The organism is Myxococcales bacterium (assembly GCA_016703425.1).
Lineage (GTDB): Bacteria > Myxococcota_A > Polyangia > Polyangiales > Polyangiaceae > JADJCA01.
Genome location: JADJCA010000030.1, coordinates 98755 through 111664, shown reverse-complemented (window position 1 = coordinate 111664; position 12910 = coordinate 98755). Strand labels below are relative to the sequence as shown.

Genomic DNA, 12910 nt, shown 5'->3' with positions numbered 1-12910 from the left:
CCAGGGCCCGAGCCCGCCGACCGACCTGATGCCGGATCCGTCGCGCTTCGCGACGCGGCGCCCTCCCGCTCATCCACGCGCCGCCGCCATCGTCGGCGTGGGAGCGACGGCGCTTCTGACCCTCGGGGCTCTCGTCTTCGTGCGCGCCACGGTCCGCGCCGCCGAGAACCGCATCGGCAAGCCGCAGACACTTACGGCAGGCTCCGTCGCCATCGCCGACGAGTCGGAGGAGAAGTACTGCACGCCGGCCTTCAAGCAGGTGCTCCAGCGCGTCCTCAACGCTTGCGGTCTTGTGGGCGGCGAGGCGCGCCGCGGATGCCAACCGGCCGACGTAAAGACCTTCGCGAGCATCACCGACAGCGACTTCAACGCGCTCTTCTCGCCGCTCAAGGAGCGGGGCGCCGTCGTCCTCTTCGATGAGGGTTCGGCCGATCTCGACGCCGCAGGGAAGAAGCTCCTCGAGGAGCGATGGCTCGATCGTCGCGGCGCCCGCTACTTCTTCGTCGTCGCGCGCGCGTCGCAGTCAGGCCCCCCCGACAAGAACCGCGCCCTCTCCCACAAGCGAGCCAACTCGGTCCACTTCTACCTGCAAGAGCAGACGAAGGACCCGGAGCTCGACAAGCAGGTCGGCCTCCTTTGGCTCGGCGAGGAGTTCGCGCAGCTCGGCACCGAGTTCTGCGACTGGCCCAGCTCCCGCGCAAGCGCGGGCGCAAAGGCGCCAAAGTGTGGCCCTGACACCATCAACCGGAGTGCCTTCGTCTCATGGGTCGATTGCCGCTTGTAGAGTCGCGGCGACGCGCCGTGCGATCGGCGCGGCGGACCGCCGCGACCGCTCTTGTTCTCTGCGCGGGCGCCCTCGCTTGCGACGACGGGAAGGCGCCCTCGCCGCCGCAAGGCCGCGCGGAGGTCGTCTTCGCCTCGCCTACGAGCAAGCCTGCGCCGCCCGTCGCGAGCAGCGCCGTCGCGAACGCCCACGCACCGGCCAAGGCGCCGCCCAAGCCGCCACGGAAGCTCTGCGAAGCCGAGTGGTCGAAGCCCGGCCGCGCGCTCCCCAAGGTAGCCTTCGACGCGCGCGCCGCCGCTGGAGCGACGCCTCCCGATACGAGGCTCGAGACCGGCGGCCGCTTTACGTGGATCAACTTCTTCGCGGCGTGGTGCGGCCCCTGCAAGGAGGAGATCCCGCGCCTGCGCGGCTGGGAGCAGAAGCTCGGCGCGTCGCTGCGCGTGCGCTTCATTTCCTTGGATGACGACGAGCGGCAACTCGAGCGCTTCTTTGGAGACCAGCCGGCGCTCGGGCTTAAGGGCGCGCTCTGGCTCAAGCCTGGCGCGACGCGCGACACCTTCTTGGACGGCCTTCGGCTCGCCCGCGGCACAAGCCTTCCGGCGCACGCGCTCGTCGACTCGCGCGGCCTCGTTCGCTGCGCCTTCGAGGGCGCCGTTGACGACGCCGACTTTGCCCAGATCAGCTCTCTGGTTAAGGCGCCACTGTGAGCGACGTCACGACGGCACCCTCGCACTTTCTCGATTCCTCGTGGGAGCTCGAGGGAGCGGGAACGACGCGCCTCGCGATACCCGACGGGGTGCTCCCTCGACCAAGCGCCGCGAGCCCGCGCTGCGCAGCAGCGCAACGGTGCGCAGCACCGTCGCTCACAGCGGCGCCCACTAGGGCTGACAGAACAGCTTCACCAACTTGAAGGCTTCGTCGAGCGGGGAGGTCGCTGACGTGCACGCGTCGAGGTACGGCTTGTTGCAGTCGGCGGGGCCGGCGTAGGCGGCGCACGTGCCACGGGCCGCCGCGTCGGTACAGGCGGCGTAGTCGAAGGGGTTCATGCAGTGCTGGCAGGCCGCGTAGAGGCAGTCGTAGAAGACTTCCGTCTTGGCACCGCAGCCCGCTTGGCTGCTGTCACCGCTCAAGGCCGCGACGCAGCCGGATATGTTGGCGTAGTAGCCCGTTCCGTCGTCGACGATGGCGCCGTGGTTGGGAGCGATGGAGCTCGTGATGGCGCACGAGATGCAGTTGCCGTTGCCGGCCGCGTTGAAGAACTGATCGCAGGTTGCCACCGGGACGGCGGTGGAGAAGAGACACTCGGTCAAGGTCGTCGCTTGCGAGGCGGAACACGCGTTCCTGTGAATCGCCGGCGGTGGATGCCAATCGGGCGGCACCGAACCGACAACCTTGGGCGGGCAAACGGGCGGCAACGGCGTGGCGGCATCGGTGCCCGGAACTGCGCCAGTGCCGCTATCGCCCGACGGCGGAAGCGCCGTGGAGCTATCAGCCGTCGCGCTCGTGGGGGTCGTGGGGCGCCCCGGAACATCGGCGTTATCGGGCAAGCCGACGGAGCAAGCGAGCGCCAGAGTGACCGACGCTACCCCGAGCGTCGCGAGGCACAAGCGAACCATGCAGGGACCATTCTGATCGAAAGGCGCCCCGACGCTAGCTGGAAATGAAGGTCGCTCGGCCCCCTTCGGCGGCGGCACGAGCGGTCACATGCAAAACTGCTGGGTCAAGGCCAGCGCAACCTGCACAGCGTTTTGCCCTTGTTGGCAGCTGGCGAGAAAATTCCCCGAGCACGCCCGCGCTTGCGTTTCGTACTGCGCGCAGGGGCCGGTGGCCGCAGCGGAGAGGCATTGCGAGTACGCCGCCTGTCCCTCGCACGCGCGGCATGCCTGCTGGCGGCACGCGTTGGCGGCTTGAAGCTTGGGGCCGCAGCCCGCCGCCGACGGATCGCCCGCGAGCGCCGCGACGCACCCCTCCACGTTGATCTCGACGTCTTGAGGCCGGGCCGGATCGAAGATGATGGGGCCAAAGGTCTGGTCCAGCGTGGGGTCCGACACGACGCACCGATGGCAAGGCAGCGTGACCTGCGCATCGCACGCCTGCTGCTGCTGGCCAATGTAGCAATTGACGAGGTTGGTCGCCTCGGCGCCCGAGCATTGCTGCGCGTGAAGGGCGCGCGGCGGCCGCCACGGCGGCACGCTGAGTTGCGCCACGGCCTGCGGAGCGCAAGCGCCGCCGGGCGTCACCGAACCGGGCGGGGGCGTCTGCGTCGAGCCAGGCGTGACACCGGGCGTAACCTCGGGCGCCTCGACGCCTCCGTCGGGCCGCTTGGGCGCCTGCTTGTTGCGAGCGGCGTCCAGGTCGCCAGCGTGGTCCGAACAACCCCAAAGGAGCGCGCCGGCGAGGGAGACCAGGAGGAGCGAGCGGAGCATGACCCCCATGGTGCAAGCCGGGGACCAGGCCCCGACGTTGCGCCCACGTGGCGGCGGGCGGCTCCAACCTGTGAGGAACGCTCGTGGTGACCGGGACTTGCACCGTTCCGCCAGCGGCGGCGAGCGTCACCGGCCGGCGACGCCGATCCCCTGCAACGGAAAGTTCGAGGTCCGCCAAACCATGAACGACCCGATCGCCCCTGCTCACGACGCGCCCGCGAACGGGCCCCACCTACATGTCGGCCACGGGTCGGACGCTCAGGAGCGGGAGGCGTCCACGCGACCCTCGGTGACGCCGTACTCCTTGAGCTTGCGGTAGAGCGTGGCCTGCCCGATGCCCAGCTCCGCCGCCGTCTTCGTTCGATTGCCCGCGTTCCCATCGAGCACCGCGAGGATGTAACGCCGCTCCACCTCGTCGAGCGGCACCGTGGCGCCGGGCGTAGCGACCGCGGGCGCGGGCTGGCCCAAGAGCTCCGGCGGCAACTGCTCCACGTCGACGGTCGGGCTATCGCAGAGGACGACGGCGCGCTCGATGACGTTTTCGAGCTCGCGCACGTTGCCTGGCCAACGGTGGCCGAGGAGCCGCTCGGCAGCCTTCGGCGAAAATCCCACGAGCTTGCGATCGAGTCGTCGCGACGTACGCGCAAGAATGGCGCGCGCCAAAGGGAGGATGTCGTCGGCGCGCGCCCTTAGCGGTGGAATCGCCAGCTCGATGACGCGCAGCCGGTAGTAGAGGTCTTCGCGAAAGCGCCCCGCCGCCACCTCGGCACCGAGGTTCTTGTTGGTGGCCGCGAGGACGCGCACGTCGACGTTCTTGGTCTTCGTGTCGCCGACGCGACGAACCTCCCGCTCCTGCAAGGCCCGCAGGAGCTTCACCTGCATGCCCGGCGAGATCTCGCCGATCTCGTCGAGCAGAAGAGTGCCGCCATGAGCCGCCTCGAAGAGCCCGATGCGATCGTGGGTGGCGCCGGTGAACGCGCCGCGCACGTGCCCGAAGAGCTCGCTCTCGAGGAGCGTCTCTGTCACCGCGCCGCAATTGATAGCCAAGAAGGCTTGCCCGGCTCGCGGCGACTCGTCGTGAATGAGGCGCGCGACGCGCTCCTTGCCGACGCCGCTTTCGCCCGTGACGAGGACCGTCGTGTCGACCTTCGCGACGCGCCTCGCGAGCTCGACGACCTTGCGCATCGCGTCGCTGCGAACAATGAGACCGGACACCTCTTCTTCGCCGCCGGACGCGCGAGCCAAGGCGCGGCGCTCCCGCTTGAGCGCGAGCTCCGTGGCCTTGAGCGCGTCGCACAGGTGCTTGGCCGTCGCCTCCATGCACTCGCGCGAATAGAACGGGATGTGTCGCGTGACCTCCTCGCCCCACGCCTCGCGCGTCTTGCCAACGAAGTGGCAACGCGCGTCGCCCTTGGCGAGGCACTCGTCTTCGATGCAGAGGATCTCTTGGCCGTGGACCCTGCTGAGCCAACCGCTGGCAAAGCCAACGAGGGAGAAACATGCCGGCTCGTCGGAGCGGCCGAAGTGCAGGAGGTGCTGCTCCGCTTCGTAGGACTCGCGCCAGACGCCCTCGGCGAAAGGCGACGGCTCCGCCTCCGGTGACTCGCGGCTCGCGTCGCGTTCGAAGACGACGTGACCCTGAAGCATGTGGAGGCGGCCGCCGGCGAGCTGCCACTCGCGCTCGCTGTCCCACGGAAAGGCGGTCCGCATCGCGTCGGCGCTGCGCCAGCCGTCGACGTAGCCGAAGCGGGTCATGATGCCGCGAGCAACGGTCGCCCCCACGGTGTCAAAGAGTTCCTTGTTCAGGAGACCTACCGCGAGCGCGTCGAAGAGCAGCGCGCGCCGTCCGCCGAAACGCAAGACCCCGCCCTCGGGAGCGAAGGCGAGCAGCTCGCGGAGGTCGAGGTCGTCGAGGCGCATGCGACTATCCTTTCGAGTGGCGGGTCGCTCAATTCGAGAGACCGCGAACTCGTACGTTTGGTGCCAGACGCTCCAATCGTCAAGGTAGTCGGTGCCCTGCGGAACGCGTCCCGGCGCGCCGCCTCCCGGTATTCCTCGTTCACTTTGCCCCCCGGGAGCGGGCACGTTCACGTTCACGCTCACGTGGTCGGGGCCCGCCGATGTGCCCTTGAAGCGTCGCGGCACGGCGCCTGCTTGAGTGCTCAGCATTGAAGGAAGGTCCCCCATGCGCACTTGGCAAGTTGATCCCTCACACTCGACCATCGGCTTCTCCGTTCGTCACCTCATGATCTCGAAGGTCCGTGGTCGCTTCGGCGCCTTCTCGGCGGAGCTCAAAGACGACGGCGGCTTCTCGGCCGTCACGGCGAGCATCGAGACCGGCTCCATCGACACGCGCGAAGACAAGCGCGACGCGCACCTTCGGTCGGCGGACTTCTTCGATTCGGAGAAACACCCGAAGATGACCTTCGAGAGCACGCGCGTCGAGCAGCGCAACGACGGTCGCTATGTCGTTCGGGGCAACCTGACGATTCGCGGCACGACGAAAGAGGTCGCCATGGACGTCGAACTGCTCGGCAAGGCGAAAGATCCGTGGGGCAACGATCGCGTGGCCTTCACCGGCAAGACCACCATCGACCGGGTCGACTTCGGACTCACGTGGAATCAAGCGCTCGAGGCCGGTGGCATCCTTGTCGGCGAAAAGGTCGATATCGAGCTCGAGGTCCAGTTCATCGCGAAGGGCTAGGCAAGGCTTGTCCAGCTTTGGAGCGCATTCGCGGGGTGAAGTGCGCCCCAAGTCGGACGTGGCGACAAGGGCACAAAGGGCGTAAGAAGCGGCTCCCCTCTTGAGCCAAGACTCGGAGCCCCGCCGCCCAGAAAGCGACCGCGCCAAGGAGCCCGCCTTCGCAGCGTTTCGCTTTCGCGACTTCTCCCTCTTCCAGGGCTCGCGTGCGCTCCTGACCATCGGCATCCAGATGCAGAGCGTCGCCGTTGGGTGGCACGTCTACGACATCACCCGGCGGCCGCTCGACCTCGGCTACGTCGGTCTCGCGCAGTTCCTACCGCTCTTTCTCTTGTCGCTCGTGGCCGGCAGCGTCGCGGACCGCTTCGATCGGAAGAAGATCCTCATGACGTGCCACGTCCTCATCGGCGCCTCCGCGGTGACCTTGGCGCTGATGGCCCAGAGCGGCATGCGGAGCCTCGAACCGATCTACGCGGTGCTCTTCCTGTTCGGCTGCGTGCGGGCGTTCATCGGCCCCGCCGCGCAGTCGTTTCTACCCTTCATGGTGCCCGCAAAGACGCTGCCGAGCGCCGTCGCATGGAGCTCCGCCATCTGGCAGTTGGCCGCGATCGTCGGTCCAGCGCTCGGCGGCATCGTTTACGCCGCGCGCGGTGCCGCGCTCGTCTACGTCTCCACGGCGAGCCTGACCGTGATCACCTTCCTCCTCACGGCGCTCCTGCGGGTCAAACCCGAGGGCCTGGACCGTCGCGCCATCGACGCCAAGACGATCTTCGCCGGCGTCTCGTACGTCCTTCGAAACAAGATGATCCTCGGGACGATCTCGCTCGACCTCTTCGCCGTGCTTTGCGGCGGCGCCGTCGCCCTCTTGCCAGCCTTCGCACGCGACGTGCTCTTTGCGTCGCCTCTTGGCCTCGGGCTCCTCCGGAGCGCGCCGTCGGTCGGGGCGGCGCTCATGGCCGCGTCGCTCGCGGTCTTCCCCTTGGGCCGTCGTGCCGGCATCAAGATGCTCCTCTCGGTCATGGTCTTCGGCGCTGCGACCGTGGTCTTCGCGCTTTCGCGCAGCCTCTGGCTCTCCGTCGCGGCGCTCGCTGTCACGGGCGCGGCGGACATGATCAGCGTCGTTGTGCGTTCGACGGTGCTGCAGCTCGCCACGCCCCCGGAGATGCGGGGACGGGTGAGCGCCGTGAACATGATCTTCGTCGGCGCCTCCAACGAGCTCGGTGAGTTCGAGTCGGGCCTCACGGCGAGCTGGCTCGGGCTCGAGCGTGCCGCCGCCGTTGGTGGCTTCATCACCTGCGGCGTCGTTGCGCTTTGGTCGGTGCTCTTTCCGTCGCTCCGCCGCATCGACCGGCTCGACGACTGCAAACCCGGCTGATGCGCGGCGGTCCGTTTCCGTTACGGCGCACGCAGGAGCCCCTCGAGGGTCGCGTCGATGTAGCGCATCGCCGTCGCAAGGGTGCGCGCTCGGCCGCCGGGCGTCCGCTCCAGCGGCGGTGCAACCTCCATCACGTCACCGGCAACGACCTCGAAGCGCTCACCAATTTTGCGAATGACGTCCACCACAAACTCGGGAGCGAGGCCGTCGGGCTCCGGGGTCCCCGTCGCGTCGGCGAAGGCTTCGTCGGTGCCGTCGATGTCGTTGGAGATGTACACGCGCGTCGCGCCCGACGCCGCCAGCGCTTCGACGATGCGCTGCGCCGCCAAGGCGCCATCGCGACGGCACTCGTCGGCCCACACCTGCACAACGCCCGTTTCGCGTTCCCAATGGCTCCGCTCGTGCCTCGTGGCGCGAATGCCCACCTGAACCATCCGGTCGGGGCGCTCGAGCAGCCGCGCCGCGTGGCGCGACCACGTGGCGAAACAGTAGGGCACGCCCAGCCGTTCCTCGAGCAGGTCGGTGTGCGCGTCGAATTGCACGATGGCGAGGCCTCGTCGGTCGCGGCGCGCCAGTGCCGATGCGACGGGCCACGCCACCGAGTGATCGCCACCGAAGACCATCAGGCGAAGGCCCGCGTTGAGCGTGAAGAGCAGGTCGATGACCCGCTCGGCCATCGACAGCGGTGCCACCGGCAGAAGCGCGCGGGCCCCCTCCGCGACGCCCGGGTAGAGCGCCACGCGCGAGCGCTCGAGCTGCGCCTGCGAGAGCATCTCGTCGTGCAAGAGCTGCGGCACGACGAAGACGTCGCCGACGTCGACGACGCGCGCTGCCCGCGAGCGCTCGCGAAGGTTGGGGTGCGCGGCGAGCATGGCGTCGCGGAGAGCGGCAGGCCCCATGTTGGCACCGCGCAAGAAACCGGCCCCGACATCGCTGGGCACCGCCAAGAGCGCCACGCGCGCATCCTTGATGCGTTCGAGGTCGGCGCGCCAAGCCGCGTCGACGGCGGTCTCGGTGGCAGCGCCGTAGACCGCTTGCTGCAACGCCACTTGCTCTCGTCGGCCCGTGGACACCAGGTAGACACCACCGCCGGCAGGCCTCATGAGGAGCGCAAGTTCGTCTTCCGGCCGCACGCAACGGAGGTTAGCGCCTTCGCGGATACTTTGGCGGTCCCGTCGCTACCGGCAGGAAGTCGCGCACGTGGCCTTCGGAAATGGGTAAACTGCGACGTCCGCGTTGGCGGACTTTCGGAGATCCCTCATGAGACAACGTTTCGCGATCGCGGCCGCCGCACTCGGCTTTCTTGCGTGCGGCTCCTACCCCGCCCCCACCGAGCGCCTCGTATCGTCGCAGGCCGCCGTTCGCGTGGCCCAAGAGGTCAACGCCACGGCCGTCCCGCAGGCGTCGCTCCACCTCAAGCTCGCGCAAGAGCAGGTCGAGCAGGCCAAACAGATGATCGCTGACGGCAACAACCAGCGGGCCGAGCTCGTGCTCATGCGCGCGGAGGCCGACGCCGAGCTCGCCGAGGCCTTGGCTCGCGAGGCGAACTTCAAGAACCAGGCGCAGCAAGCGCTCGACGAGGCGAAGACCGCCAAACAACGACTCAAGGGTGACGGGAAATGAAACGCATGCTCCACGGGCCCTGGGCTCCGGCCTTCTTCTCTCTTGCCCTTCTATCTTCAGCGCCGCTCTCTCTCGGCTGTGGCTCGGCGCAGCCGCCGAAGGAGCTCGTCGAAGCCCGTGCCGCTTACCAGCGCGCCGAGAGCGGCGTCGCCGGCAAGCTCGCGCCGGCGCAGGTGCACGTCGCCAAGAAGTCGCTCGACGACGCCGAGCGCGCCTTCGACGACCGCGGCGACGAGCCCGACGTTCGCGACAAGGCCTACGTAGCGCTCCGCAAGGCGCAGATCGCCGAGGCGCGTGCCGGTGCGCTCGGCGCCGACCAACAGAAGTCGCTCGCGCAAAAGGAAGTCGGTCAAGCGACGCAGACGGAGCTCCACGCCACCAAGAAGGCGCTCGAAGAGACCAAGAACAAGCTGGCCATGGAGCAGCAGCAGCGCGTCGACCTCGAGCGCCGCAACAAGGAAGCCCTGGAGCAACTCGCGAAGTTGGCGGCCATCAAGGAAGAGAGCCGCGGAACCGTCATCACCATCTCCGGTGCGGTGCTCTTCCCGTCGAATCAATCGGTCCTCTTGCCGGGCGCCATCAGCGCCCTCGACAACGTCGTCACGACGCTGAAGGCGGCGCCCGATCGCGACGTCGTCGTCGAGGGGCACACCGACGCGCAAGGCGCACGCGGCTACAACATGGACCTGGGCCTGAAGCGCGCCGAGTCGGTGCGAGCTCACTTCGTGTCGCGCGGCATCCAGCCCGAGCGCGTCAAGGCCGCGGGCATCGGCCCCGACCGCCCCATCTCCGACAACAAGACGCCGGAAGGCCGAGCGCAAAACCGTCGTGTCGAGATCATCGTCTCGCCGCCGGAGCGCAAGTAGCGGGCGAGGCTCAAGCGCGAACATGGCGGGGGACGACGGGCGAGGCCTTCCTGCGGAGGACGCGACGCGTCCGCGCGCGGGCCCGCTCGACCTGGCCCCCGACCTGGCCCCACACGTCATCCAGGCGTCGACGGGCCTGGTGGTGTCCGACAAGGGTCGTCGGACCGCGGGCCTCCTCCAGATTCTCCTGGGTGGTCTTGGCGCCGGACGCTTCTACCTCGGGTACACCAAGCTTGGGTTCCTCCAGATCCTCGTGACCTGGGGGACGTGCGGAGCTGGCGTCTTGTGGCCCATCGTCGACGGCATTCGCATGCTCGAAGGCAAGGTCCCCGACGCACAAGGGCGGCCCCTGCGCGAGGACTGAACCACCCGCGGAGAGCCCCTCTGGGTGGCTCCCCGTAAACGTGAACGTGCCCGTGCCCGTGGACGCGCTTTCCTCATGGGTCAGCCCGCGCCCGCAAGCTCCTGAAATGACCAGTGTGGCCTTCGGGTGTCACCTACACCGACCAGCCCCCAGTCGCCGTCGATCCACCTTCCGCCAACGTTTCTCAGCGATTTTCCCCGCAGAAGGCGTGGCCCGGAACGTGCTCCAGGGTGGGTGTCGTCGCTACAGACGACCTTGAATAGGGGATGATCATGAGCTGGCTCCGCAACAGTTCGGTTCTTTGGGCGATGGGACTTCTCGCGACGCTCGCACCCGCGTGCTCGTCGACGGAGGAGGCAACCGAAGAGGACGACGAGGGCGCGCTCAGCACCGTCACCATCAGCAAGCCCGGCGACTGGATCGTCGATATGAAGAAGGTGAAGGCCTCCTACTGCGGTGGGCAGAGCTGCACGTCGAAGTACTTCTTCGGCCTCGCGCCCCACGAAGCCGGCCTCTGCAAGGTGGACGCGCAAGGCCAGCCCGCGGCCGCGTGCGCTGCGATGGAGCAACAGGGCCTCATCGTGTGGGACCAAGCGTTCCGCTACAAGGATGACCACTCGCTCGTCGCACCGACGGAAGAGACGCCGGTCGTCAGGCTTGAAGGGGCCGAGGCCAACACCAGCGTCAAGGGCCTTCGCTTGAACATCATCCCGATGCTCAAGGAGACCGACCCGCTCGACCAGAAGCACATCGCCGAGTGGATGCAAAACGGCGACGTGATGGTCTACTTCCACCCGGAGCAGTCAGACCAGAAGTCGCTCATGGATCGGCGCACGAGCCACGTGGCCATGTACTACGAGTACAAGGACGCGCAGGGCAAGGTCATCGCCCGGCACCACATCGACAACCCGAACAACTACGGGCCGCAGTTCAACCACAGCCCCGACCGGCAGACGCCCTTCCACATCTTCCGCTATCGCCCCAAGGGTATGTCGGCGGAGACGTCGAAGGCCTACGGCCTCAACGCCCGCAACTGGGGCTTCATCACCGACGACCGCTCGCCCTTCGCCGACTTCTTCGACCTTCGCCTGCAGACCGTCGCCGACCTCCGCACCTTCAAAGAGAAGGCGCTCAAGGGCGAAGACATCCCCGAGGTCTACTGCTCGGGCCTCGCGTACACCAACTTGAACCTGGGCGTGAACTACCCGCTCAAGGCCAACATGCTTCGCGCCGCCGGCTACTCGCGCGAGGAGACGGGCCACGTCGAAGGCAACGTGCTCAAGGCGAACATCCTGGCGCCCGCCGAGACGCAAGGCCTAGCGGCACCGGCCACCGAGCGGCTGATCTACGAGCCGTACACGCCGACGGAGCTCGCGACGTCGTTCGTCGACAACATCTACGCCGCGCTGCCGCCGGTGGCAGAAGCCGGTAAGCCCTCGCGCAAAGCCATCATCTCCAGCGAGGGGCTCCAGGGCGCCATCCTGAACGGCTTCGCAGAGCTCCAGTTCAGCGACGCGGAGAACGCCGAGAAGCGGCGCGCCCACTTGGCGACCGACAAGCCGGTCGTCACGGCAGCGCGCCTCAAGGCTTGGGCCGACGCGTACGCTCTCAAAGCGAGCGACACGGCCGCCTGGCTCGGTCGCAACGCTGAGATCAAGGCCGAGGTCGAGAGCGAACGCATCGCCACCGCCGACAAGGCGCCGATGCAGGTCCTGCGCGATCTCGAAGTCGCGACGGTGAAGAACAAGTTCGTCGGCCCGCGCATTTGGCTCGACGAGGCCGACCACCGCCAATGGGCCGCCGACCCGCGCATGTTGCCGATGCTCCCGGCCAAGGGCGACGTCGACATGATCTACGTCGGCACCGTCGTCAACTGCGACATCCTCACGGCCGCCGATGGCAGCCGCAAGAGCGCCTGCGCCGGCTTCGGTGGCAAGCTCCGCGAATGGAAAGAAGGCGGCGCCGACACCAGCACCTACGATCACTACGCCGTCGCCAACGGGCGCGAGCGCACGCACCGGCGCTTCGACGCGAGCCCCTTCTCGAACGGCATCGACGAGAACCGCCGTGAGATCGGCGAGCGCAGCATGGGCCAGGGGACGCAAGTCTCGGTCCGCGCTTCGACGAAGGAGTCGAAGGACCTCATGTTCGTCTTCCACACGCCCGAGATGAACGGCGCCGCTGAGAGCGCGGGGGGCCTCAAGGATGAGTGGAAGGCGCTCAACGTGAAGGACTACGACAAGGCCTGCACCAAGCTCTACCGAGAAGCGGCCGGCGCCCGCGCCACCTGCGCGCCCAAGCGCGGCGTTCTCCTCGAGACCAAAGACTCGCGCGAAGTGAAGCGCCACGAAGCCGAGGCCAACGGCGAGCAGTGGGACACCACGTTCACCTTCGACCTGGTCGGTCCGAACGGCGTCTGCAAGATCACGAGCGACACGAAGATGAAGTGCCCCGTCGTTGAGCAAGGTGCGGAAGGCTGGCGCAAGACCGGCGACAGCGTCGAGATCTCCCGCGTCATTCCCAAGAAGAAGGCCTTCGTGAGCATGACGATGGTCGACAAGGGAGCCGTCTCCACGGCCTCCGCCGACGAGATCTACAATTGCCCCGCTTGCAAGGAGGGCGGCGCCCACTTCAACCAGTGGACCATCAAGGTCCGTGACGACTGACCGCCGAAGCTAGCGCTGGCGAGCCCTCGTTCCCGCGGGCCCTCGTTCCCTCGGGAGCGAGGGCTTCGCGCGTTTGGAGAGGGTCACAAGGGTTACGAGTCGAGG

12 protein-coding genes are annotated in these 12910 nt (G+C 67.9%); 8 read left to right on the top strand and 4 right to left on the bottom strand.

The features are described from left to right. Positions 1-28 precede the first annotated feature (28 nt). Together IPG50_37050 and IPG50_37045 are read left to right on the top strand one after the other, a co-directional pair. Positions 29-784, top strand: a complete 756-nt coding sequence (locus IPG50_37050) for a hypothetical protein (protein ID MBK6697754.1) — start codon at positions 29-31, stop codon at positions 782-784. A gap of 17 nt (positions 785-801) precedes the next feature. Continuing rightward, the gene (locus tag IPG50_37045) at positions 802-1491 is read left to right on the top strand and encodes a TlpA family protein disulfide reductase (protein ID MBK6697753.1); all 690 of its coding nucleotides are present in this window, start codon (positions 802-804) and stop codon (positions 1489-1491) included. A gap of 171 nt (positions 1492-1662) precedes the next feature. On the opposite strand, the gene IPG50_37040 is transcribed toward IPG50_37045, so the two are convergent. From IPG50_37040 to IPG50_37030, 3 genes are all read right to left on the bottom strand, one after another. Beyond that, positions 1663-2400: a hypothetical protein gene (locus tag IPG50_37040; protein MBK6697752.1), complete on the bottom strand. Its 738-nt coding sequence runs from the start codon at positions 2398-2400 to the stop codon at positions 1663-1665. 84 nt (positions 2401-2484) lie between these two features. Then, on the bottom strand, positions 2485-3210 hold the full coding sequence (locus IPG50_37035; GenBank protein ID MBK6697751.1) for a hypothetical protein: 726 nt from the start codon (positions 3208-3210) through the stop codon (positions 2485-2487). A gap of 258 nt (positions 3211-3468) precedes the next feature. Continuing rightward, positions 3469-5130, bottom strand: a complete 1662-nt coding sequence (locus IPG50_37030) for a sigma-54-dependent Fis family transcriptional regulator (protein MBK6697750.1) — start codon at positions 5128-5130, stop codon at positions 3469-3471. A gap of 265 nt (positions 5131-5395) precedes the next feature. On the opposite strand from IPG50_37030, the gene IPG50_37025 reads away from it, so the two are divergent. Beyond that, complete coding sequence (locus IPG50_37025) at positions 5396-5914, top strand: YceI family protein (GenBank protein MBK6697749.1); 519 nt, start codon at positions 5396-5398, stop codon at positions 5912-5914. Positions 5915-6014: 100 nt separating this feature from the next. After that, positions 6015-7286, top strand: coding sequence for an MFS transporter (locus IPG50_37020; GenBank protein MBK6697748.1), 1272 nt, complete (start codon positions 6015-6017; stop codon positions 7284-7286). Positions 7287-7306: 20 nt separating this feature from the next. On the opposite strand, the gene IPG50_37015 is transcribed toward IPG50_37020, so the two are convergent. Beyond that, a complete protein-coding gene (locus IPG50_37015; protein MBK6697747.1) occupies positions 7307-8419 on the bottom strand; it encodes an arginase family protein in 1113 nt (370 codons plus the stop codon). A 127-nt stretch (positions 8420-8546) separates the two neighbouring features. Between IPG50_37015 and IPG50_37010 the strand changes: the two genes are divergently transcribed. The 4 genes from IPG50_37010 (at position 8547) to IPG50_36995 (ending at position 12805) form a co-directional block, all read left to right on the top strand. Next, positions 8547-8909 (top strand): DUF4398 domain-containing protein, encoded by a 363-nt coding sequence (locus IPG50_37010; protein ID MBK6697746.1) that lies wholly within the window; start codon positions 8547-8549, stop codon positions 8907-8909. Continuing rightward, positions 8906-9775, top strand: a complete 870-nt coding sequence (locus IPG50_37005; GenBank protein MBK6697745.1) for an OmpA family protein — start codon at positions 8906-8908, stop codon at positions 9773-9775. The genes IPG50_37010 and IPG50_37005 overlap by 4 nt, the downstream gene beginning before the upstream one ends. Before the next feature lie 22 nt (positions 9776-9797). Then, positions 9798-10139, top strand: a complete 342-nt coding sequence (locus tag IPG50_37000) for a TM2 domain-containing protein (GenBank protein ID MBK6697744.1) — start codon at positions 9798-9800, stop codon at positions 10137-10139. 272 nt (positions 10140-10411) lie between these two features. Then, positions 10412-12805, top strand: coding sequence for a hypothetical protein (locus tag IPG50_36995; protein MBK6697743.1), 2394 nt, complete (start codon positions 10412-10414; stop codon positions 12803-12805). The last annotated feature ends 105 nt before the right edge of the window (positions 12806-12910 follow it).